The sequence below is a fragment of the Bacillus sp. PK5-006 genome, assembly GCF_054161415.1.
The window spans coordinates 1,174,265-1,196,072 of record NZ_CP096414.1 but is presented as its reverse complement, the minus strand read 5'-3'; the positions used below and the strand labels follow the sequence as shown (position 1 = coordinate 1,196,072).

The 21,808-nt window shown below is 42.4% G+C and carries 22 protein-coding genes, 1 tRNA gene and 1 riboswitch; of the genes, 3 read left to right on the top strand and 20 right to left on the bottom strand.

The annotated features are described in order from the left end of the window. Positions 1-15: 15 nt before the first annotated feature. Positions 16-735: a hypothetical protein gene (locus tag M1D84_RS06125; protein ID WP_332284046.1), complete on the top strand. Its 720-nt coding sequence runs from the start codon at positions 16-18 to the stop codon at positions 733-735. Between the two features lie 153 nt (positions 736-888). Here the strand turns inward: M1D84_RS06125 and M1D84_RS06120 are convergent. From M1D84_RS06120 to M1D84_RS06075, 10 genes are all read right to left on the bottom strand, one after another. Further along, positions 889-962: transfer RNA gene (locus M1D84_RS06120), tRNA-Arg, on the bottom strand. 120 nt (positions 963-1,082) lie between these two features. Continuing rightward, complete coding sequence (locus tag M1D84_RS06115) at positions 1,083-1,607, bottom strand: YfcE family phosphodiesterase (RefSeq protein ID WP_185853743.1); 525 nt, start codon at positions 1,605-1,607, stop codon at positions 1,083-1,085. 14 nt (positions 1,608-1,621) lie between these two features. After that, positions 1,622-2,224, bottom strand: a complete 603-nt coding sequence (locus M1D84_RS06110; protein WP_162860205.1) for an XTP/dITP diphosphatase — start codon at positions 2,222-2,224, stop codon at positions 1,622-1,624. Between the two features lie 10 nt (positions 2,225-2,234). Beyond that, positions 2,235-2,963 carry a ribonuclease PH gene (rph, locus tag M1D84_RS06105; RefSeq protein WP_024427165.1) on the bottom strand — a complete coding sequence of 243 codons (729 nt, stop codon included), beginning with the start codon at positions 2,961-2,963 and terminating at the stop codon, positions 2,235-2,237. Between the two features lie 151 nt (positions 2,964-3,114). Further along, positions 3,115-4,176 (bottom strand): GerMN domain-containing protein, encoded by a 1,062-nt coding sequence (locus M1D84_RS06100; RefSeq protein ID WP_024423204.1) that lies wholly within the window; start codon positions 4,174-4,176, stop codon positions 3,115-3,117. A gap of 100 nt (positions 4,177-4,276) precedes the next feature. Then, entirely contained in the window at positions 4,277-5,095 is an 819-nt protein-coding gene (gene racE, locus M1D84_RS06095) for a glutamate racemase (protein WP_369810464.1), read from the bottom strand. A gap of 7 nt (positions 5,096-5,102) precedes the next feature. Then, a complete protein-coding gene (locus tag M1D84_RS06090; protein ID WP_024423206.1) occupies positions 5,103-5,543 on the bottom strand; it encodes a MarR family winged helix-turn-helix transcriptional regulator in 441 nt (146 codons plus the stop codon). Between the two features lie 149 nt (positions 5,544-5,692). Then, entirely contained in the window at positions 5,693-5,917 is a 225-nt protein-coding gene (gene gerE, locus M1D84_RS06085; RefSeq protein ID WP_003184172.1) for a spore germination transcription factor GerE, read from the bottom strand. Between the two features lie 205 nt (positions 5,918-6,122). Further along, entirely contained in the window at positions 6,123-7,439 is a 1,317-nt protein-coding gene (locus tag M1D84_RS06080) for a CitMHS family transporter (RefSeq protein WP_185853744.1), read from the bottom strand. Positions 7,440-7,592: 153 nt separating this feature from the next. Then, complete coding sequence (locus tag M1D84_RS06075; protein ID WP_024423208.1) at positions 7,593-8,453, bottom strand: LysR family transcriptional regulator; 861 nt, start codon at positions 8,451-8,453, stop codon at positions 7,593-7,595. Between the two features lie 135 nt (positions 8,454-8,588). On the opposite strand from M1D84_RS06075, the gene M1D84_RS06070 reads away from it, so the two are divergent. After that, entirely contained in the window at positions 8,589-9,719 is a 1,131-nt protein-coding gene (locus M1D84_RS06070; RefSeq protein ID WP_171464563.1) for a 2-methylaconitate cis-trans isomerase PrpF family protein, read from the top strand. A 27-nt stretch (positions 9,720-9,746) separates the two neighbouring features. Here M1D84_RS06070 and M1D84_RS06065 read toward each other — a convergent pair whose 3' ends face one another. From M1D84_RS06065 to M1D84_RS06045, 5 genes are all read right to left on the bottom strand, one after another. Continuing rightward, positions 9,747-10,466, bottom strand: coding sequence for a biotin--[acetyl-CoA-carboxylase] ligase (locus M1D84_RS06065; protein WP_024427167.1), 720 nt, complete (start codon positions 10,464-10,466; stop codon positions 9,747-9,749). Between the two features lie 77 nt (positions 10,467-10,543). Next, complete coding sequence (locus M1D84_RS06060; protein ID WP_024423210.1) at positions 10,544-11,005, bottom strand: acyl-CoA thioesterase; 462 nt, start codon at positions 11,003-11,005, stop codon at positions 10,544-10,546. A 121-nt stretch (positions 11,006-11,126) separates the two neighbouring features. Beyond that, the gene (gene sdhB / locus M1D84_RS06055) at positions 11,127-11,891 is read right to left on the bottom strand and encodes a succinate dehydrogenase iron-sulfur subunit (RefSeq protein WP_047202633.1); all 765 of its coding nucleotides are present in this window, start codon (positions 11,889-11,891) and stop codon (positions 11,127-11,129) included. 1 nt (position 11,892) lies between these two features. Further along, positions 11,893-13,653, bottom strand: coding sequence for a succinate dehydrogenase flavoprotein subunit (gene sdhA, locus M1D84_RS06050; protein WP_024423212.1), 1,761 nt, complete (start codon positions 13,651-13,653; stop codon positions 11,893-11,895). A 37-nt stretch (positions 13,654-13,690) separates the two neighbouring features. Next, complete coding sequence (locus M1D84_RS06045) at positions 13,691-14,299, bottom strand: succinate dehydrogenase cytochrome b558 subunit (protein ID WP_024423213.1); 609 nt, start codon at positions 14,297-14,299, stop codon at positions 13,691-13,693. 283 nt (positions 14,300-14,582) lie between these two features. Between M1D84_RS06045 and M1D84_RS06040 the strand changes: the two genes are divergently transcribed. Continuing rightward, the gene (locus M1D84_RS06040; protein WP_024423214.1) at positions 14,583-15,026 is read left to right on the top strand and encodes a YslB family protein; all 444 of its coding nucleotides are present in this window, start codon (positions 14,583-14,585) and stop codon (positions 15,024-15,026) included. Between the two features lie 154 nt (positions 15,027-15,180). Here the strand turns inward: M1D84_RS06040 and M1D84_RS06035 are convergent, their stop codons facing one another. The 5 genes from M1D84_RS06035 to M1D84_RS06015 all read right to left on the bottom strand — a co-directional run bounded on the left by M1D84_RS06035 (position 15,181) and on the right by M1D84_RS06015 (position 21,793). After that, positions 15,181-16,416 carry an aspartate kinase gene (locus M1D84_RS06035; protein WP_103131856.1) on the bottom strand — a complete coding sequence of 412 codons (1,236 nt, stop codon included), beginning with the start codon at positions 16,414-16,416 and terminating at the stop codon, positions 15,181-15,183. 133 nt (positions 16,417-16,549) lie between these two features. Next, positions 16,550-16,727, bottom strand: a riboswitch (Lysine riboswitch). Positions 16,728-16,788: 61 nt separating this feature from the next. Next, complete coding sequence (gene uvrC / locus M1D84_RS06030) at positions 16,789-18,561, bottom strand: excinuclease ABC subunit UvrC (protein ID WP_024423216.1); 1,773 nt, start codon at positions 18,559-18,561, stop codon at positions 16,789-16,791. Positions 18,562-18,700: 139 nt separating this feature from the next. Continuing rightward, a complete protein-coding gene (gene trxA / locus M1D84_RS06025; RefSeq protein WP_007501629.1) occupies positions 18,701-19,015 on the bottom strand; it encodes a thioredoxin in 315 nt (104 codons plus the stop codon). A gap of 246 nt (positions 19,016-19,261) precedes the next feature. Next, positions 19,262-20,740: an alpha-N-arabinofuranosidase gene (locus tag M1D84_RS06020; RefSeq protein ID WP_103131855.1), complete on the bottom strand. Its 1,479-nt coding sequence runs from the start codon at positions 20,738-20,740 to the stop codon at positions 19,262-19,264. A gap of 75 nt (positions 20,741-20,815) precedes the next feature. Continuing rightward, complete coding sequence (locus tag M1D84_RS06015; RefSeq protein WP_103131854.1) at positions 20,816-21,793, bottom strand: electron transfer flavoprotein subunit alpha/FixB family protein; 978 nt, start codon at positions 21,791-21,793, stop codon at positions 20,816-20,818. Positions 21,794-21,808: the final 15 nt, after the last annotated feature.

Here is a 21,808-nt window from a genome sequence, read left to right as displayed (position 1 = left end):
TAAGGAGGGGTAAAGTTGACTGCAGTTTTATCATATGTAAATAAAGAATTTTCAATTATTCTATCTGATAACAGAATAAACTTCGGGCGCTACCAAGAACAAGGTTTTGAAGATGGTCATGTTAAACTTGTTAACTTGAGAAATATGGGATGGGCGAGTGGAGCAGGTCTGTCCGATTATCTATTTAAACTAAAAGAAACATTAGCATCACATGAAATTAAAGATACAAATAATATTGAAATTTTATTTAAAAGTGTACTAGAAGCATGTAAATCTGAAAATCCAATATTTGAAGAAGATATAGATGCCAGCGTAGTAGTCGCTTCTTGGATAGGTGCTAATGAAACGAGTATTTTCCTTAGAGTTGGAGTTCTCTCAAACAAACATTTTGGAACAAATCTCACAATTTTAGAAAATGGATCAATAAATATTGTATATCCAGGAGATTTCCTTGAATCTCCCAATAGGATTAAATTCACAGAAAAAAAATATGATTTAAATATTGGTGAGAAAGATTTTTGGGGTAGTTTAAGGATAATGCTTAATATTTTTAAAGATATTTCACTTAGCTCAAAACAAGTAAGTAGAACTTGTGATATAGGAGTGCACCTCATACAAGAAGATGGGATTTATAAGTTTAAAATTAGTGGAGAGATAGAAACATTATTGAGCGAACTTGATACAAGAAGCATTCAAGATCGAATTGAAATTATTAGTTCTATAACTAAAAATTAATTAAATACATCTTTTTACTGCTTTGTTTTATTACATTTACTTGAACACATCACTTGATTTTAAAAGACTATTTCAAAGCCGGGAAATAAGCAATCAAAAAAACGTCCAAATATTAGGTTAGACGTTTTTTTGTAATCATTCATTATTTAATTACGTCCCAGGAGAGATTCGAACTCCCGACCGACGGCTTAGAAGGCCGTTGCTCTATCCTGCTGAGCTACTGGGACATGTTGTTATGTAGTGTGCTTTGGTGTATTACCTCAGCGACAAGATTTATTATATTACTATTGTTCTTTAAAGTCAACGGTTTTTCGAAAGTTTTTTCATAAGGGGCAAATGCTGCACCCTTATGAAATACCTTCCAATGTGACAGTGTTTTCGAGGTCTTGTATGGCCTGACCTTCGTCCGTGAAAAACTGTACGTTTGCTTCGCTTCCATCTAGTGTCAGTATAGCATAGCTGCGCTCTTTTCGCACTCTTGGCAAGTGCACGCTGCCTGGGTTAATGAGGAGTTTTCCTCTTAGCAGTTCACTGCCTGGAATGTGCGAGTGGCCAAAGCAGATAATGTCTGCGCCCAGCTCTTCTGCACGGTAGTAGACTTGAAGCAAGGATTGTTTGATGCCATGCAGATGTCCGTGAGTGAGAAATAGTTTTCCGCCTCTATCAAGTGGGAGCAGGAGCTCTTCTTCAAAATCGCCCATAAAGTCACAATTTCCTTTGACGACTTTGTATCCTTCAAGTGCTGGATGGTTCGTTTCGAGTTCTGAATCTCCGCAGTGAATCATCATGTCAACTTCAGCCGCATGCCGTTTGGCAATGGTTTGAAGTTCGTCTGTGAGTCCATGACTGTCACTAATGATGAGTATCTTCATGGCTTCATTCCCCCTTATTCATTTGCGTCTAGCAGTGATGAAAGCTTTTGAAGCGCGACCGCTCGATGGCTGATCTTGTTTTTCTCCTCTGGTGATAATTCGGCCATCGTCTGGTCTTTGTCTTTGACGATGAAAATTGGGTCGTATCCGAAGCCATTTTCGCCGATTGGTTTTTCTGCGATGAAGCCTTCTACTGATCCTTCTACCGTCTTTGTTTCTTTTCCCGGTATGCTGACAGCAAGGGCACATCTGAATCTGGCTGTGCGGTCTTCTTTTTCAATGCCTTGAAGTTCGCTCAGCACTTTTTCCACATTCTCCGCATCGTCTTTATGCTCACCTGCGTATCTCGCTGAATACACGCCAGGTTTTCCGCCCAGATAATCAATCGACAGACCGGAATCGTCTGCAATGACCATTTCACCTGCTTTGGCTTGAATGGCCTCCGCTTTGATGATGGCATTTTCTTCGAAGGTTTGTCCTGTTTCTTCAATTTCTTCAGTAAAGCCAATGTCTGCTAGTGTTTTGACCGTGAATCCTTTTGGCTCAAGAATGGCTTTGAATTCTTTCGCTTTGCCCGCATTGTGCGTTGCAATGATGGCTGTTTTCATCCTGATCAAACCCTTCTCTTTATTCGATGACTTCTCCTGTTACTGCTTTTTGCTTTTCGATTAATTCTTTGATGCCCTTTTCGGCTAAATCAAGCAGTCCGTTTAGCTGTTCTCTTGAGAATGTCGCTTCTTCGCCTGTTCCTTGAAGTTCAACAAAGCGACCAGCGCCTGTCATGATGACATTCATATCTACTTCAGCAGAAGAATCTTCTTCATAGTTTAAATCTAACAGAAGACCTTGCTGAGAATCAATTCCGACGGATATCGCCGCTAAATAATCAGTAATCGGGTTTTCTTTGATGACTCCTTCAGCTCGCAGCTTTTGAATCGCAAGTGTCATGGCAACAAAAGCACCTGTGATGGATGCTGTGCGTGTGCCGCCGTCTGCTTGAATAACATCACAATCAATCCAAATGGTGCGTTCGCCAAGCTTTTCTAAGTCAACGACTGCGCGGAGTGCTCGTCCAATTAAACGCTGAATCTCCATGGTACGTCCTGTGACTTTTCCTTTAGATGATTCTCTTATCGTTCTTTGTGCAGTTGCTCTTGGAAGCATGCTATATTCTGCTGTAATCCAGCCTTTTCCTTCTCCTCTTAAAAAAGGAGGTACGCGGTCTTCGATCGATGCGTTACAAATCACCTTCGTATTTCCCGCTGAGATTAAGACAGAGCCTTCTGGGTGCGTGATGTAGCCTGCCTCTATTTCAATTTTTCTCAATTCGTCATATTGTCTTTCATCTAATCTCATGTTTTACCTCCGTTACGATATACATTCCTCGCGAGTGCCAGCGGGGTTCTCCTACTAACTTTGACAACCTCAGCTCGTTCTAATCGCTTGGAATAAAAAAGAGGCAGCGAATATGCATGCCTCTTTTTCTCCATTATATCAATGTGTGACGTTAAAAACTACCTGTATTCACTTGTTCTGGTCGTGAAACCGGCTTTGTAAGCTCTGCTCCTTTTTCGTTCACAAGCTCAGCCTTGCCGTTCACCTTGACAGATACGCTTTTGACGTCCGGCAGCTCGGTTAATGTGAGCACAATGCTATCAAGAACTTTTTGTGAAATGACCTTTTTCTTTTCATCTGCACTGCCAAAAATAGATTCGTTGAAATCAAGTGTCACATGGCCATCTTTTACTTTTGGTACATCATTCAGCTTCACATCTTGATCAAAGTCTGTAAGCAGATGGCTTTTTTTGCTTGGTCCAGAAACGAGCTCATCAATCGCTGCTGTAATCGGATCATCCTCGTCTTTTGGCGCTCTTTTGGTCACTGGAACATAGTACGTCTGTTCATCAGATTCAGCTAAATAGTAAACCGTCACTGGCTTTGTCGCTGTCATATCAGCAGCAGCCTCGTGCTGGATATTAATACCGTCTTCTCTGCTTAAATCATCTGAGATAGGTGTACCGTTCACAGGCATTTCTTTTAGTTCATGTCCATTCATCTTCAATTTGACTTTGGCTATGGAATCAAACTGAGTTAACGTCCAAGTGACAGATTGCAAAATGCGCTGCTCGTCTTCTTTTTTATAGTTTTTAAATTCATTTGAAAAATCGACAACCGCCGTTCCGTCTTTAATATCGACAGATACGCGCGTATCCGCTGGCAGCACTGCTCTGAAGCCATTCGGCATTAAGTTAGAAATAGGTCCCCCGTCCACGAGATATTCAAGGGTTTGTTTTGCACTTCCTTCATTTTTCGGCAGTGGAATGGATTGAGAGACGACATACCCGTTTTTATCAATTAAATATAGTTCTCTCATGACCGTATCTGCCTGCTTCTCTTCTTTTCCTTCTTTGGCTGTTTGTTTATCTTCTTTATTTTCTTTCACATATGTGACGTTTTGTGGTGGATCAATCTCTGTTTTCGCTTGGTCTGTTTGAAACAATCCGCATCCTGACAAAAGCATGGCTGACGCGATACACGTAACAGCTGCTGTAGATCCTTTTTTCAGCATACTTCACCCTCCTCTAGTAGTTTGTACTACTATGTATACGAGCTCCCTCGGAGGATTAGACCCTTTTCATAAAAAAATAACCCGCTTCAAGTAGAAGGGGTTATTGCTGGTAGATGTGTTCAAGTGACACGGTTTCGACCTTCCCTGGCAGGTAGCCAAACCAGTCACGAGCGATGTTTTGGAAATTTTGCTGCTGCCCTGTTGTGTAAAATGTATGGACAGGCGTTTCTTTAGAGGTATTTAACAGCCCTTTATATGAAAGAATCGTACTTGCTTCTCTCGCTGTCTCATCTCCTGATGAAATGATGCTGACATCACTGCCCATAAAGCGCTGAATCGGCTCTTTTAAAATCGGATAGTGTGTGCAGCCAAGAATAAGTGTATCAATTCCTGTTTCTTTCATCGGTTCAAGGGAATCTTTCACCACTGCCTCTGCTGTCTGATCTAAAAACGTACCGCTTTCCACAAATGGGACAAGGAGCGGACACGCCAGACTTTGAACCGTTAGACCTGCTTTTAGTGACAGCAGCGCTTCTTTGTATGCCTCGCTTTTGATCGTATTGATTGTGCCAATAACGCCAATATGCTGGTTGTTTGTCACCTTGATCGCTGTACGGGCGCCAGGCTGAATGACGCCAATGACCGGAATATCAAGCGTTGCTTTGATTTCATCCAGTGCGATCGCCGTTGCTGTGTTGCATGCAATGACGAGCATTTTAATATGGTGGTGTTTTAGTAAGTAGTGTGCCATTTCCCACGTATATTGAAGAACTTCTTCTTCTTTCCGCGGGCCATATGGACATCGTTTTGTATCGCCTACATAAATGATTTTTTCTTTTGGCAGTTGTCTCATGATTTCCTTTGCAACGGTTAAACCGCCGACGCCGGAATCAATGACGCCGATTGGTTGATCCAACAAAATCGCCTCATTTTCTTTTCATTTGCTGCTGTAGTTTCGTTAAGGATTGGTTGAAAACGATGGCTTCTTCTTCTGAGAAAGCCCCTAGAAGTTCACTGACGTATTCTTGGCGTTTAGCAATCACTTCTTGAATGATCCGCTCGCCTTCAGGCAATAAATGAATGCGAACCACGCGGCGGTCAGATGGATCTTTCACCCGTTCGACAAGTTCACTTTTTTCCATTCTATCAATTAAATCAGTGGTTGTGCTGCAAGCCAAGTACATCTTTTGTGACAGCTCGCCTATTGTCATATCTCCGAATTCATAAAGCCACTGAAGCCCGATGAATTGTGGAGGTGTAATCGTATATTGATTGAGGATTTCTCTGCCTTTTTGCTTAATAATTGCGGCAATGTGGCGTAATGATTTTTCAATCTCTGCAACATGGCCTGATTCATTCGTTTCCATTTTATTGATACCTCACTATAGCATCTCACTTTGATTAAAACGTATATGTCTATTTTCCTCGTTTTTTAAAGAAAATGCAAGAAGAGACTCATGGAAACCATATAGAAATAACCGGTTCCTCCCCAATATGGAAGGAAAACCGGCTGACTTTAGAGCTCTAGCTCACCCATACGCAGAAGCTCGACTACGGCCTGTGAACGGCCTTTGACTCCTAGCTTTTGCATGGCATTCGAAATGTGATTTCGAACAGTCTTTTCGCTAATAAAAAGCTCGCTTGCAATTTCTTTTGTTGTTTTATCTTGGACGAGCAATTCGAATACTTCTCTTTCTCTTTTGGTTAATAGCGGCTTGGATTGAAACTCTTTCTCCTTCAAGTATTGTAACCCTCCTTGCTAAGGTGAGAGCTCTAGTCTCTATAGAATGGGATTCTGTATAGTCGAGATATCATATGCCGGGTGCCTGAGGTAGGTGACGTTAAAATCAAGAAATCCCGCATATCAGCGTCCAATTTCTGCGCTTTCATCCACGCAAAAAAGGACGAGTCTCCTCCCCGAGACATCGTCCTTTTTTGCGTGGTATTTAAAAGATTGAAATGGCGCCTGTTAACAATGCAATAAGTGTTGTAAAAAGGGCAGTTAACACGGTCCATAGCAGTGCATATTTTTGCAAATCACCAATATCTTTGTTCAGCATACTGACAAGCAGCAGTGTTGAAGCTACAAGCGGACTCAGTAAGTGAACAGGCTGCCCTATGATAGAGGCACGTGCAATTTCCACCGGATCAATCCCGTAAGCTGCGCCGGCTTCAGCCAGGATTGGCAGCACTCCGAAATAGTAAGCATCGTTTGAGAGCACAAATGTAAATGGCATACTCGTCAAAGCAACAATCAGCGGGAAAAATGAGCTGTAGGAATCCGGAATCATGTAAATGACCAAATTGGCAATGGACTCAACCATTTTTGTTCCAGAAAAAATCCCTGTGAAAATCCCTGCTGCAAATACAAGTGTGATAACCGTTAATGCGTTTCCTGCATGAGATAAAATTCGCTCGCGCTGATCTTCAACCTTTGGATAGTTGATCATCAGAGCGATGACAAATCCAATTAAGAACAGTACAGGAATTGGTATGATATCCATGACGAGTGTGACCATGACCACAATTGTTAAGAAGAAGTTAATCCAAATCAGATTCGGTCTCTTGATATCGGCTACTCCATCTTCAATTGACGCAGCCAATTCAGGAGAAATGGACGGCTCTTCTTTGTACTGAATCTCTGCAATCCCAATCCGTTTTCTTTCTTTTTTCCCAAGTACATAAGCAGTAAAAAGTATAAAAAGACCGCCTCCAACCATCGTTGGGAGTAATGGAATGAAAAATTCGCCTGCATCTAATCCAAGCGCCGCGATTGCACGAGTAGCTGGACCGCCCCATGGCGTCATTCCGCTCATAATTCCTAATGATAATAATGAAATTGTTCCTAAAATTAATGGGTTCATCCCAATTCTTAAGAAAAGTGGCAGCATAGCTGATACGGTAATCATGTACGTTGTTGTTCCATCACCATCTAATGCAACAAGCATAGACAAAATCGCTACCCCAAAAGCAATTTTGACAGGATCACCTTTTACAATACGTAGAATGAGTTTAATCAGAGGATCAAACAATCCAGCATCCAGCATGACACCGAAGAATAAAATCGCAAATAACAATAAAGCAGCTGATGGTGCAACAGTTTTCAGTCCATCAAGCATCATGTCCCCTAACCCTTTGTTAAAGCCGCCGATCAATGCAAATATGATAGGTACAACGGTTAGAGCCACCACCGGATGCATACGTTTTGTCATAATGAGAAATGTAAATGTCAAGACCATCAAGATCCCTAAAATAGCTAGCACTTTATATCCCTCCATCCTCTTCTTTACATGATCTGCAAGCGCCCCCTTGCACTTGCGATCTATATGTTAGCGCTTTCTATTTCAAGGATATAATAGCTTTTTTTATAATGAAAATATCGATTTTTTCGTATATTCAATAAATTTCTTTTATAATCAACCTTGCTGATTTCTTAAAAACTCAATGAACGCTTTCACCACAGACAAATGAAGTGAGTCTGGCTGGTACATGAGCCATGTATCTCTTAAAACAGGCTGTCCATCTTTATACGAAAGTCCTTTTACAAATAACTCATCACTTGGTCTGAGGCAAATTTCTGGGACAATGGCATAGCCTAAACCATGCTTCACCATCTCTTTTGATGTATCCTGACGGTCTGTCTCCATCGTGACAAGCGGAGGCATTGTGAATGTTTCCTGCCACCATCTGTTAATCAGCCGTTTTAATGAACTGTCTGTATGATAGTCAATGAGCGGCAGATTCGGGAGATCCTTTAGCTGAATTTCTGATTTTGAAATAATGCAAAGACGCTCTTTATCAAGCAAAAAACGCTCTCCATTCCAGTCATAATCGCCTCTTAAAATCCCTAAATGCACACTTGATGTTCCTAATAAATCCATTACCTTTGTGCTCCAGCCTGTGTTGACCATAAATTGAACATGTGGATACTGCTTAGAAAATTCCTTTAATATTTCTGGCAGTTTATACTGGGCAAAGTTACTTGAGACCCCTAACCGAATGGTTCCTTTGACCTTTTTTTGCATATTGAGCATGCCATCTTTCGTTTGCTGCAGCTGTTTGAGCATGTCATTTGCGTATTTAGCCAAGTATTCGCCCTCTGATGTAAATTCAATTCCTCGTTTTCTTTTAAAGAAAAGTTTCATATCAAACTCCTCTTCAAGCTGTTTCAATCGATAGCTTAAGGCAGGCTGAGAGACAAATAATTTTTCTGCCGCTTTTGTGATGTTCTTTTCTTCATAAAGTACCTTTAAAAACCGCCAATCTTTTTCATCCATTGTATGCCCTCCTTTTTTACTAATTATAAAATATTTTTATTGATTTCTCTCAAAATAATGTATTTAACTTATTTCTTATTATACTTTACCATTTTGGTTAGATAAACAGTTAATTAAAAATTGAGGGTGAGAGTCATGAGAAAAGTTCCAATCACAATCATGCGAGGCGGTACAAGCAAAGGAGTATTCATTCACGCTGACAATGCACCATATGAACACGATGAGCTCGAGGCATTTCTATTAGACATTATGGGCAGTCCTGACCGGCTGCAGGTCGATGGGATCGGCGGCGGTAATTCTTTAACAAGTAAAGTGGCCATTATCGATAAAGCCACACGTCCGGATGTGGATGTGAACTATACATTTGCACAGGTCAGTATTAATGAGAGATATGTCGACTTTAAAGGAAACTGCGGGAACATCTCATCAGCCGTTGGGCCGTATGCGATCATTAAAGGACTTGTTCAAGCAGTTGAGCCCATTACGACTGTACGTATCCTCAATACCAATACAAATAAAGTCATTACGGCAGAGGTCGAAGTTGAAAATGGGGAAGTAAAATTTGAAGGACAGGCAGAAATTCCAGGTGTAAAAGGAACTGGTTCTCCTATTTATTTATCCTTTGAGAAACCTGAAGGAGCAGTCACAGGTAAAACCTATCCGACTGGAAACAAAATTGATACGATTCAAACAAAGTTTGGTGAGATTCCAATCTCGATCGTTGACATTGCAAATCCAATTGCCTTTATTCGTGCGAAAGATATTCAATTAAAAGGAACTGAATTACCTGAAGAGTTTACAGACGAATTACTGGATGATTTAGAAGAAATTCGTTCCCTCGCTGCTGAAATGTGTCACTTTGCACCAAAAGAAATGGCCACATTACAGTCTCCAGCTGTTCCAAAGCTTGCGCTCATCAGCGAGCCTGCTGATTATGTAGATACAAATGGAATCTTGAGACGAGCAGAAGATATGGATATCATCGTTCGTATGCTATCGATGCAACGACCGCACCAAGCACTTGCCATTACCGGTTCTGTCTGCGTGACGGCCAGCTGTTTCTTGGATGAAACGCTTCCTTCTCAGCTGTTCCAAGGTCAAGGAGACACACTTCGTATTGGGCATCCTGCCGGGATTATGCAAACGGAAATTGACATCTCTCAAAACAGAGTCAAAGTCATTCGAACTGCAAGAGAAATTCTAGACGGAGTTGTTTTCACAAAACAAGACTATGTGATTCAGCCTCATATTAAAAGAGAAGCTTAAAGCAGACGATGTTCTCGTCTGCTTTTTTTAATGCTGAAGCGGTGCATCGATATCTCCAGCAGAATGAGCTTTTATCTGCCCTTTCTCATCTTTGAGCTGGAGATGACCGTAGCGGTTGACTCCGCAGCAAATGCCCTCTTCCCATGTTTGTTTTTCACGGTCTAACGAGATCCGCAGCGGTTTATGAAGACGATATAACCGTTTGTTATAGAGGGAAGTGAGTGCTTCAAACCCTTCATTCTTCCAGCGTGTATGATATTTTTCAAAAGCGGCTGCAAGTTCCTTCACAAGCTGATCGGCTTTTACCTCTGTAAGCTCTGATAGGCAAATGGTTTTGTACGGAACATGCTCCGGCTTTGTCTTCACATTGATGCCAACCCCGATATAAATGGCGGTACGGTCCGCTTCAATCAATGTGCCTGATACCTTTGCTTCATTGATGAGAATATCATTTGGCCATTTAATCGCCAGCTGATCCTCAGCCCTGATGAGAGGTTTGAGTACATCGTAGATCGCTAGTGCCGTCAGCGGAGCAATCGTTGACTGGGTGGAGAGTTCTTCTGGCGGCAAAACCGTCATGGTCAAAGCGACATTCCCTGCAGGCGTTTCCCACGGCCTGCCTAGCCTGCCTCTCCCTTCTGTCTGCTGATGTGCATAGACAGCAAATGAAGGTTTTTCTCCTTGCTGAATGAGCCTTTTCGCTTCATTATTTGTACTATCAATGGTGTCATATTGAAAAATCTTCATGTGTTCTCCTTTTGTTCTTCTTGATATGGTCTTTTTATTATAACAAAATGAAGCTTACACGTTGCTGAGGCTGCATGCTACCCATTTCGCTGAGCTTGAAATGTCTCTTTTTCTTCCTCTGTAAATGGGACAGATGCGCCTGTTTCTTTATTAATTTGCACCATGGTGACTGAGCCTGTAAAGCATGGTTCCTGCTGCTCGTTTTCTCCTAAATAATGAAGGATAAGTGAGCTTGATCCGACTTTTTCCGGCTTTACATACACACGAAGCCGCTCCCCAATCTCCACCTGTTTGATGTAATCACATTGCAGGTTTGCCACGACTGTAATCGTCTCTTTCACACGTTTCATTCGTTTATCCACAATTCCTGTTTTTTGAAAAAAGGCAATCCGTGCTTCTTCAAAATAGACAAAAGGGGTGACATTGTTCATATGGCCGAACATATCCGTTTCTGAAAAACGGACAGTCGTTTCGACATAAAATCGAAAGGATGCTCTCCATTCTTCAAATGGTTCCTCAATATATGATGGAAGTCTCACTTCATCATCTCCTTATTCATCAATAAACGCCTCTCCCATATTGGAAGAGGCGTTTATTTTGTGTTCCATCCAGCCTCTTGTAAACACTCATCATGATTGGCAAAGAGGACTGAATGTGATGTTATTCTGCGTGATCGCTTCCGAAGAAGTTACGGAAAGCTTGTAATGTTGTATCTCGGTTAAGTGCTGCAATTGACGTTGTCAGCGGGATTCCTTTCGGACAAGCCTGCACACAGTTTTGAGAGTTCCCGCAGTTCGCAAGACCGCCGTCTCCCATAATTTCTTCTAGACGGTCAGACTTATTCATCGCACCTGTCGGATGTGCGTTAAATAGACGAACTTGCGAAAGCGGAGCAGGGCCCATAAAGGAAGACTTATCATTTACGTTTGGACAAGCTTCAAGGCAGACACCACATGTCATACATTTAGAAAGCTCATACGCCCATTGACGTTTTTTCTCAGGCATTCTTGGTCCAGGTCCAAGATCATATGTGCCATCGATCGGCACCCATGCTTTTACTTTTTTCAAGGAGTTGAACATGCGGCTTCTATCAACCTGCAAGTCTCTCACGACCGGGAATGTCTTCATCGGCTGGAGACGGATCGGCTGATCTAACTTGTCAATCAAGGCTGTACATGACTGGCGCGGTTTTCCATTAATGACCATAGAACAAGCTCCGCACACCTCTTCAAGACAGTTCATGTCCCAGTTGATCGCCGTTGTTTTTTCACCTTGTTTATTGACCGGGTTACGTCTAATTTCCATGAGTGCAGAAATGACGTTCATATTCGGACGGTAAGGGATTTCGAATTCCTCATCATAAGACTTTCCATCTGCTGTATCTTGACGTGTGATTATGAAATGAATTGTGTTTTTTTCACTCATCTTATTTCTCCACCTTTTTCTTCGAGTAATCTCGTTTACGAGGTGCAATTAACGATACATCGACGTCCTCATAGTGGAATGCAGGCTTTTGATTTTTCCCTTTGAACGTAGCCATCGTTGTTTTAAGGAATTCTTCATCGTTTCTTTCTGGGAATTCCGGTTTATAGTGTGCGCCTCGGCTTTCATTCCGGTTATATGCCCCGATCGTAATGACTCTTGCCAGCTGAAGCATGTTGTCAAGCTGACGCGTGAAGGCAGCGCCTTGGTTGCTCCATGATGCGGTATCATTGATGTTGATCTTCTTGTAGCGCTCCATTAGTTCTTCGATCTTCTGATCTGTTTTTAAGAGTTTGTCATTGTAACGAACCACTGTAACGTTATCCGTCATCCATTCACCAAGCTCTTTATGAAGCACGTACGCATTTTCTGTTCCGTCCATGCTGAGGATGTTGTCCCATTTCTCTTGCTCTTTCTTCACGGCGCTGTCAAATAGTGCAGAAGAAAGGTCTTCCGCAGATTTTTCAAGACCGTTAATGTACTTCACCGCATTTGGTCCAGCGACCATTCCGCCGTAAATCGCAGAAAGAAGTGAGTTTGCACCAAGTCTGTTTCCGCCGTGCATTGAGTAATCACATTCTCCGGCAGCGAATAGACCTTTGATATTCGTCATTTGATCATAATCGACCCATAATCCGCCCATAGAGTAATGAACAGCTGGGAAGATTTTCATCGGCAGCTTACGCGGGTCGTCACCCATGAATTTTTCATAGATTTCAATGATTCCGCCAAGCTTAATATCAAGCTCTTTTGGATCTTTGTGAGAAAGATCAAGATATACCATGTTCTCTCCGTTGATGCCAAGCTTTTGCTCGACACATACGTCAAAGATTTCACGCGTTGCGATGTCACGCGGTACAAGGTTCCCGTATGCTGGGTATTTTTCTTCAAGGAAGTACCAAGGCTTCCCGTCTTTATATGTCCAAACACGTCCGCCCTCACCACGAGCTGATTCACTCATAAGACGAAGCTTGTCATCTCCTGGGATCGCTGTCGGGTGAATTTGAATGAATTCTCCATTTGCATAATGTGCACCTTGCTGATAGACGATAGATGCTGCAGATCCAGTGTTAATCATAGAGTTTGTTGATTTACCGAAAACGATTCCAGGACCGCCTGTTGCCATGATGACTGCATCTGAACGGAAAGATTCAATTTCCATTGTCGTCAAATTCTGCGCGACAATCCCGCGGCATACTTCCTCGTCATCTAAAACGGCGCCAAGGAATTCCCAGCCTTCATATTTCGTGACAAGTCCTGCTACTTCATAGCGGCGAACCTGCTCATCCAGTGCGTATAATAGCTGCTGGCCTGTTGTAGCTCCAGCAAACGCTGTACGGTGGTGCTGTGTTCCCCCGAAGCGGCGGAAGTCCAATAATCCCTCTGGTGTTCTATTAAACATAACACCCATACGATCAAGTAAGTGGATAATGGACGGTGCTGCTTCACACATTGCCTTTACTGGCGGCTGGTTGGCTAAGAAATCTCCGCCGTAAACCGTGTCATCAAAATGCTCATAAGGTGAATCCCCTTCACCTTTTGTATTGACCGCTCCGTTGATTCCGCCCTGTGCACATACAGAATGCGAACGTTTCACAGGTACGATTGAAAATAGTTGAACAGCTGTTCCCGCTTCTGCTGCTTTAATAGTTGCCATGAGACCAGCTAAGCCGCCTCCGACAACGATGATGCTAGAATTACTCATTGTAGCCCCTCTCCCTCTTCTACTAATCTATTTCCTCTTAAACAAAAGCGAAAATTGCTCTTAGCCCTACATATGAAAGCGCTATAAATATACCTAATGTCACATATGTGGAGATTCGTTGTGAGCGTGGTGAAACAGTAATTCCCCAGCTGACAGCAAATGACCACAAGCCATTAGCAAAGTGGAAAATAGTAGATAAAACGCCGACAATATAGAAGCCTAGCATAAATGGAGAGCTTAAAATATTCGCCATCATGTCATAGTTGACTTCAGCTCCAAGCTGAGCTTGAATTCGTGTTTCCCATACGTGCCAAGAGACAAAAATCAATGTGATAATACCTGAAATCCTTTGCAATCTGAACAGCCAGTTTCTTAAGTAACTGAAGCGAGACGTGTTGTTTTGTGCCGTAAAGGCTATGTACACCCCATAAACAGCATGATAGATCAGTGGTAAGAAAATCACGAACAGCTCAAGTGCATATCTGAAAGGAAGCTGTTCCATAAAGTGTGCAGCTTTGTTAAACGCCTCTGGTCCATTTGTCGCAAAGTGGTTAACCACTAAGTGCTGTATTAAAAATAGACCGACCGGAATGACGCCAAGCAAAGAATGCAATCTCCGATAAAAAAATTCTTTGTTCCCCGACATTACTTTACCCCCTAGTAAAAAAAGTGCAATTGCTTGAAAATTGTCTTACCCCCGCTTCTTTCAATTGTAAGCACTTTATTCAAATTTATTGACAATTTCATTTTACTCCTATGTCAAAAAAGCGTCAAGAAACCGCGTACATAAATTAAAATTTTCCGAAATTTAAAAGTTTTAAATCAAAATTCGTTTTACTACAATAAGAATTTCTTAGACTTCAGGGAAAACTCTGTCATCATATGCCCACATAAGCTATAATAAATTGTTGAAAGAGGGGAGCCGTACAATGAATAAATTCGAATCTAACTTAGAACAGCTAAAAGAAATTGAAGTCAATGGATTTGCCTACGAGCTGATACGCGAAGTTCTGCTGCCTGATATTCTTGGTCAGGACCATTCATCTATGATGTATTTTGCGGGTAAACTGCTTGCTCGTAAATTTCCTCAAGAGTCATGGGAAAAGATCCCCGAATTTTTCCATGATGCCGGATGGGGGACTCTCACGATGGTCCATTCGAAAAAACAGGAAATTGAGTTTGAGCTCGAAGGTCCACTAGTATCCAATCGACTCACCTATCAAAAGGAGCCATGCTTTCAGATGGAAGCGGGTTTTATTGCTGAACAAATTCAGCTTCTGAATGAGCACGTGGCTGAATCCTATGAACAAGTGAAAAAGCGTGCTGAGAAAGTCATTTTAACCGTTAAATGGGATTTAAGAGACCCTAGCTAATACTCTTGATAAAAGGCGCGGACTTCAGGTCACGCCTTTTTTATATGTCTACATCTATCATAGCATACTTAATGAATAGGTTTACGCCCGTTTCAGCCGTTTCCATATAGAAAAAAGAGGCGACCCTCTTTCATAAGATCACCTCTTTACCTTTTTAAGAGTGAGCAGCGGCGCTCACCTTTGATAAATCAAACGCGTCATGCAGCGCTTCAACCGCTTTGACCATATCATCACGGCCAACGACCGTTGAGACTTTGATTTCAGACGTACTGACCATTTTCACTTGAATGTCTTTTTGCGCTAACACAGCAAACATTTCAGCAGCTACCCCTGGATTTGAGACCATTCCAGATCCCACGATGGATACTTTCGCTAATTTGCTTTCTGTCTCAATCTGCTCGTAGCCAAGCGCCCCTTTATATTCTTCTAATACTTCAACTGTTTTGGACAAATCATCCGTTTTGACAGAGAAAGAGATGGAAGTCTGGTTGGTGCTTGTGACCGACTGAATGATGATATCGACATTAATATTCTGTTTCGCAAGCGTCGTAAAAATGGTCGATAATGTTGTTAAACCGCTTGAAAGCCCGCACACTGTCACACGTGTAATCTGATCTTCAAATGCAATGCCTCTGACAACTAAGTTTTGTTCCATGGATGATTCCTCCTCAATTAACGTACCCGATTCATTTTCAATACTAGAACGGACTTCTAGCGGGACTTGATAATTTTTCGCAAATTCAACAGCTCTTGGATGCAGAACCCCAGCTCCTAGATTAGCCAGCTCAAGCATCTCATCGTATGAAATACCTGCAAGTTTCCGCGCAGATGATACATAACGCGGATCTGTCGTAAACACTCCTGGTACGTCTGTGTATATATCACATTTATCAGCTTTTAGTGCGGCAGCCAGTGCCACAGCTGTTGTATCTGATCCGCCGCGGCCAAGAGTTGTGATATGTAAGTCATCTGCAATTCCTTGGAAGCCTGCCACAACAACGACTTTCCCCGCACTTAATTCATCTTTTATTCTTGATTCATCAATGTCCACGATTCTTGCATTTCCGTGTACATGCTCTGTTTTCATACCAGCCTGCCAGCCTGTAAAGGAAATGGCATCATAACCTCTTGCTTGGAGCGCCATCGCTAATAATGAAATGGTCACCTGCTCACCCGTTGCGAGCAGCATATCCATTTCTCTTTTGCTTGGATCGTCTGTGAGTTCTTTCGCTAGGTCTACTAGAACATCCGTTGATTTGCCCATCGCTGATACAACCACAACCACATCATGTCCTGCCTCGCGTTCAGCGATCACTCTCTCTGCGGCATTGCGAATTTTTTCTGTCGATCCAACGGAAGTTCCGCCAAATTTTTGTACAATTAGTCCCATGTCTACCACCCTTTTTCAAAAGTTCACGTGTGAGAGAAGAGGCAGCTTTGGAGACTGGCCGCTCACTGCAAATAAAAAAGCAATGAGAGAACAAATCTCCCATTGCTTTAAAATCATCATTAAACGATGCAAACAATGAGATAGCCCTCCAAGAAATGAATTCTTGACAGCCCTACATTTCTTCAATGTACAGCCAGCGAATAAAATGAGTGGATTTTATTCACTTCGGCGACGCTCCCCTTTCAGCCCTCTTCTTAGATCCCATCGATCTCCGAAGGCTTACTCTTGAAGTTCGCACCTCTATCTTCAACAAACAACACGTTCATTTATTAAATTAGTCACATCTTAACAGACTTTTGGTAAAAGTACAATCTATTTTTTTAATGCTTCCATTAAAAGTTCAGCCGTCTGTTTCGGAATGCCAGCCTCCTGAAAGTCTTGGATAGAGGCTTCTTTCATCTTTTTCACAGAGCCAAAATGTTTGAGGAGCTGCTTTTTACGCTTCTCTCCGATACCTGGTACATCGTCTAAAATAGACTGGAATGCATTTTTTCCGCGCAGCTGCCGGTGAAAGCTAATGGCGAAGCGGTGCACTTCATCTTGGATGCGCTGCAATAAGTAAAAGGCCTGACTATTTCTCTCCAGCGCAACAATTTCAAGTGTATCTCCCATCATGAGATTTGAAGTCCGGTGTTTTTCATCTTTTACAAGACCTGCGACCGGGACAGACAGATTCAATTCATTTTCAAGCACATCGATAGCTGCGTTGATCTGTCCTTTTCCTCCGTCAATTAAAATTAAATCTGGCAGCGGCAGTTCATCCTTTAACACGCGGGTATATCGTCTTCTAATGACTTCACGCATGGATGCATAATCATCTGGCCCTGAGACGGTTTTTATTTTGTATTTTCGGTATTCCTTTTTATAGGGTTTCCCGTCCTGAAAGACGACCATGGCAGAAACCGGATCTGCTCCTTGAATATTTGAGTTATCAAATGCCTCGATTCTGTATGGCATATAAATATTAAGCGCATCCCCGAGCTGCTTCACCGCACCAATTGTCCGCTCTTCATCACGCTCAATGAGCGAAAATTTTTCTTTTAAGGCGATTTTGGCATTTTGATGCGCAAGTAAAAGCAAATCCTTTTTCTTTCCTTTTTTCGGCTGGTGAACGTTCGTCTCAAGCAATTGCTCAATCATCTCTTGATCGACACTGTCCGGCACCAGAATTTCCTTCGGCAGAAAATGGTTGTTCTTTTCATAAAATTGCCCCATGAACGTGAGGAACTCCTCTTCAGGGTCCTGATACATTGGAAACAGGCTCACGTCACGTTCAATCAATTTCCCCTGTCTGATAAAGAAAACCTGGACACACATCCAGCCTTTATCATAGGCATAGGCAAAGACATCTCGATCTGATAAATCACTCATCGTCATTTTCTGTTTTTCCATCGTTGAGTCGATATAAGCGATTTGGTCTCTCAGTTCTTTTGCCCGTTCAAACTCTAAATTTTCAGCGGCTTCCTGCATCTTTTCGGTGAGTTCTTTTTTGATTTGCTGATGTCCCCCGTTTAGAAACCTTGTGATTTCGTCCACGAGCTGCTTATTCGTTTCCTCGGAAATGTCATACACACATGGCGCAAGACATTGTCCAAGATGATAATAAAGACAGACGCGGTCAGGAAGGGTGGCGCATTTTCTCAGTGGATATAAGCGGTCGAGCAGCTTTTTTGTTTCTCGAGCTGCTTGTACGTTTGGGTATGGACCGAAATATTTTCCTTTGTCCTTTTTTACATTGCGGGTGACGATCAGCTTAGGATGGCGTTCATTCGTAATTTTTATAAAAGGATACGTCTTGTCATCCTTGAGCATGACATTGTATTTTGGGTCATATTTTTTGATTAAATTCAGCTCTAAAATAAGCGCCTCGATATTAGAAGAGGTGACAATGTATTCAAAATCTTCAATTTCACTGACAAGCCGCTGCGTTTTGGCGTCATGTGATCCAGTGAAATAAGAGCGCACCCTGTTTTTTAAAACCTTTGCTTTTCCCACATAAATGATCGTATTTTGTCTATCTTTCATTAAGTAACAGCCTGGTTGATCCGGCAGGACTGACAGCTTTTCTTTAATTAGTTTGTTCATATTTTCATCCGTCCTTGTTTTCCTCTTTCACTCCTTCTAGTGTATCACGAACATTTGTTTTATACCATGCTGAAAGAAAAGCGGCTCTCGTCTTTACGAGAACCGCTTCAATGATTATGCCGCTTGGACATAGATCGGTTTATAGATGTTTGTTGACAAGTTCAGCAAGTGCTTCTTTTGGTTTGAAACCAACAGAAGTTTCTACAACTTCACCGTCTTTTAAAACAAGAAGTGTTGGGATACTCATAACGCCGTATTTACCAGCAGTTTCTTGGTTATCGTCTACATCAATTTTTACGATTTTCATTTTGTCGCCCATTTCTTGATCAAGTTCTTCAAGAACTGGAGCAATCATTTTACAAGGTCCACACCATGGTGCCCAAAAGTCTGCAAGAACAACACCTTCTGCAGTTTCTTGTGAAAATGTTGCGTCAGTAGCTTTTACGATTGCCATTATTCATTCCTCCAATGTAAATTATGCTTTTTAGTATAGCATCTACCAATGTGACTTGCGAATGAAATGCTTACGAATCATTTTTTAGGAAATGAATTAAAAAACAAACCGTATAATCGCACCAATAACAACAATCGCACCGATGATCATTAGAATGGTTCTAAGCATATGACATGACACCCTTTCCGCTTCATTTACAATGTATGATGCCCCAACATTCTTCTCATCAAACATCGAAATATGCAATTAAGCGAGGTCGACAGTTATCATGACCACTGACATTGGCGGCAGCTCCACTGTTAATTCGCCGGACTTTACAGTCATTTGCTGAAAGTCTTTTGGCTGAACAGAATGAGGTTCATCGAATGTATTATGGGCATTCATGCGATCGGCCGTCAGCACACGTCCAGTGACTTTCGTTTGTTCATCAATCCCTGCAATGGCAAGGGATATCTCTGTTTGTTCATGCGGATTCAAGTGACAGTAGCTAATATGCATCTTCCCTGATGAACGCGAGGCTGACACACTGACCTGAGGAATTTTTTCACCTCTTCGTTCATACGGCGGTGAAACGAACTCCACTTCAAGCGCTTCTTCCTCTTGATGCACTTGAAACATGTGAAATACATGATACGTAGGTGTCAGAAGCATCTTTTCGTCCTTTGTTAATACCATCGCTTGCAGCACATTGACCGTCTGAGCAATATTTGCCATATGAATCCGCTCGCAATGGCGATGAAAAATATGAAAATGGAGGGCGGCCACAAGGGCATCTCTTAGCGTGTTTTGCTGATATAAAAACCCAGGATTTGTTCCTGGCTCTGGGTCATACCATGTCCCCCATTCATCAATAATCATCCCGATTCGCTTGTCTGGGTCATAACGATCCATGATTTCTCCATGGTCTTCGACAAGCCGTTCCATCTCATAGGCCTTTTTCAGCGTGATAAACCATTCATCCTCATCGAATTCAGTCGCTGATCCTTTCTTCTCCCATGTACCAGGTACAGTGTAATAATGTAAACTGAGCCCATCCATCCACGGTGCAGCCCGCTCCATCAATACTTTTGTCCAATTCACGTCATTAGAGTTCGCACCGCAGGCGATTTTATAAATACGCTGCCCTGCAAATTCTCTTACGTACGTTTGATAGCGTTTATATAAATCTGCATAGTATTCAGGCGTCATATTCCCGCCGCAGCCCCAGCTTTCATTGCCTACACCAACATAGGTCAGCTTCCAAGGCTCTTGTTTTCCATTTTGAATGCGCCAGTCTGACATAGGTGTCCCTTTTGGAAATGTCATGTATTCGACCCAATCGGCTAATTCTTGAACAGACCCGCTTCCCACATTGCCGCAAATGTATGGCTCACATTCAAGCAGCTCACACAATGCCATAAATTCATGCGTCCCAAATGCATTGGATTCAACCGTACCACCCCAATGGGTATTGACCATTGGCTTTCGTTCACTCATTTCACCTACACCATTTGCCCAGTGATACTCGTCTGCGAAACAGCCCCCCGGCCACCTCAGCACCGGAATATGTAATGCTTGAAGAGCCTTTAGCACATCGGTACGAATCCCTTCAATATGATCAATCTCTGAGTCTTTTCCTACCCAAATCCCATCATAAATCCCTCTTCCTAAATGCTCTTGAAAGTGCCCATAAATGTGTTTAGAAATGCGTCCGATCACGTCATTGACTTTTACTGTCCCCTTCACTTGTCAACCGCTCCTTTTCTGCTTAATCACATACAAAAAAACCCAGAATACCTAGGCATTCTGAGTGTATGAGCGTTACGAGTGGATATTCATCTTTTTTAACTCTTCATTCAAAAGCGGTACCACTTCAAACAAGTCACCGACGATTCCGTAATCGGCGATTTTGAAAATTTCCGCTTCTGGGTCTTTGTTGATTGCCACAATGACTTTACTGTTAGACATTCCCGCTAAATGCTGAATCGCTCCTGATATCCCGCATGCAATATAAAGATCAGGTGTGACGACTTTTCCCGTTTGACCAATTTGCAGGGCATAATCACAATAGTCAGCGTCACAGGCTCCGCGCGAGGCTCCGACTGCTGCCCCCAGCGTCTCAGCGAGTTCATTCAGCGGTTCAAAGCCTTCCTTGCTCTTAACCCCGCGTCCTCCAGCAACAATGACCTTTGCTTCCGATAAATCTACACCTTCTGACGTTTTTTTAATGACTTCCTTCACGATCGTCCGAAGGTTCTGAATATCGACAGAAACCGGTGTGACTTCTCCGCCTCGTGACACATCCCGCTCAAGTTGTGCCACGTTGTTTGGCCGGATGGTTGCTAGAAGCAGGCGGTCTGTCGAAATGACTTTTTCAAAGGCTTTTCCAGAGTAAATCGGTCTAGTGAAAACAAGATGTTCACCGGTAACGCTTACATCGATCGCATCTGAAATCAAGCCAGTCTGAAGACGTGCAGCTATTTTCGGCGACAAGTCTTTTCCGATCGACGTATGGCCAAAGAGCACAGCATCCGGATCGACCTGATCTAATATGGCTTGAAGTGCCTGCGCAAAACCATCTGACGTATAATATGAAAGGTGCGGATGCTCCACAATCATGACATGATCCGCTCCATAGTAAAGCAGTTCATCTGCTAGGTCTTTGACGTCATCCCCTATTAACACGCCAATGACCTCACCGCCATCTGCCACTTTGTGAGCGGCAGCAATGGCTTCAAATGTCACATTTCTTAACTTACCGTCACGACTTTCTCCAAGTACAACAACTTTTTTACTCATCTTCAAGCTCCCCCT

Excerpts from the sequence above, each read along its gene's own strand:
- M1D84_RS06115 (WP_185853743.1), bottom strand. The coding sequence starts at position 1,607 with ATGAAGATACTCATCATTAGTGACAGTCATGGACTCACAGACGAACTT.
- rph (WP_024427165.1), bottom strand. The coding sequence starts at position 2,963 with ATGAGATTAGATGAAAGACAATATGACGAATTGAGAAAAATTGAAATA.
- M1D84_RS06100 (WP_024423204.1), bottom strand. The coding sequence starts at position 4,176 with ATGCTGAAAAAAGGATCTACAGCAGCTGTTACGTGTATCGCGTCAGCC.
- M1D84_RS06090 (WP_024423206.1), bottom strand. The coding sequence starts at position 5,543 with ATGGAAACGAATGAATCAGGCCATGTTGCAGAGATTGAAAAATCATTA.
- M1D84_RS06075 (WP_024423208.1), bottom strand. The coding sequence starts at position 8,453 with ATGGATGAAAAAGATTGGCGGTTTTTAAAGGTACTTTATGAAGAAAAG.
- M1D84_RS06070 (WP_171464563.1), top strand. The coding sequence starts at position 8,589 with ATGAGAAAAGTTCCAATCACAATCATGCGAGGCGGTACAAGCAAAGGA.
- M1D84_RS06065 (WP_024427167.1), bottom strand. The coding sequence starts at position 10,466 with ATGAAGATTTTTCAATATGACACCATTGATAGTACAAATAATGAAGCG.
- sdhB (WP_047202633.1), bottom strand. The coding sequence starts at position 11,891 with ATGAGTGAAAAAAACACAATTCATTTCATAATCACACGTCAAGATACA.
- sdhA (WP_024423212.1), bottom strand. The coding sequence starts at position 13,653 with ATGAGTAATTCTAGCATCATCGTTGTCGGAGGCGGCTTAGCTGGTCTC.
- M1D84_RS06045 (WP_024423213.1), bottom strand. The coding sequence starts at position 14,299 with ATGTCGGGGAACAAAGAATTTTTTTATCGGAGATTGCATTCTTTGCTT.
- M1D84_RS06040 (WP_024423214.1), top strand. The coding sequence starts at position 14,583 with ATGAATAAATTCGAATCTAACTTAGAACAGCTAAAAGAAATTGAAGTC.
- M1D84_RS06035 (WP_103131856.1), bottom strand. The coding sequence starts at position 16,416 with ATGGGACTAATTGTACAAAAATTTGGCGGAACTTCCGTTGGATCGACA.
- uvrC (WP_024423216.1), bottom strand. The coding sequence starts at position 18,561 with ATGAACAAACTAATTAAAGAAAAGCTGTCAGTCCTGCCGGATCAACCA.
- trxA (WP_007501629.1), bottom strand. The coding sequence starts at position 19,015 with ATGGCAATCGTAAAAGCTACTGACGCAACATTTTCACAAGAAACTGCA.
- M1D84_RS06015 (WP_103131854.1), bottom strand. The coding sequence starts at position 21,793 with ATGAGTAAAAAAGTTGTTGTACTTGGAGAAAGTCGTGACGGTAAGTTA.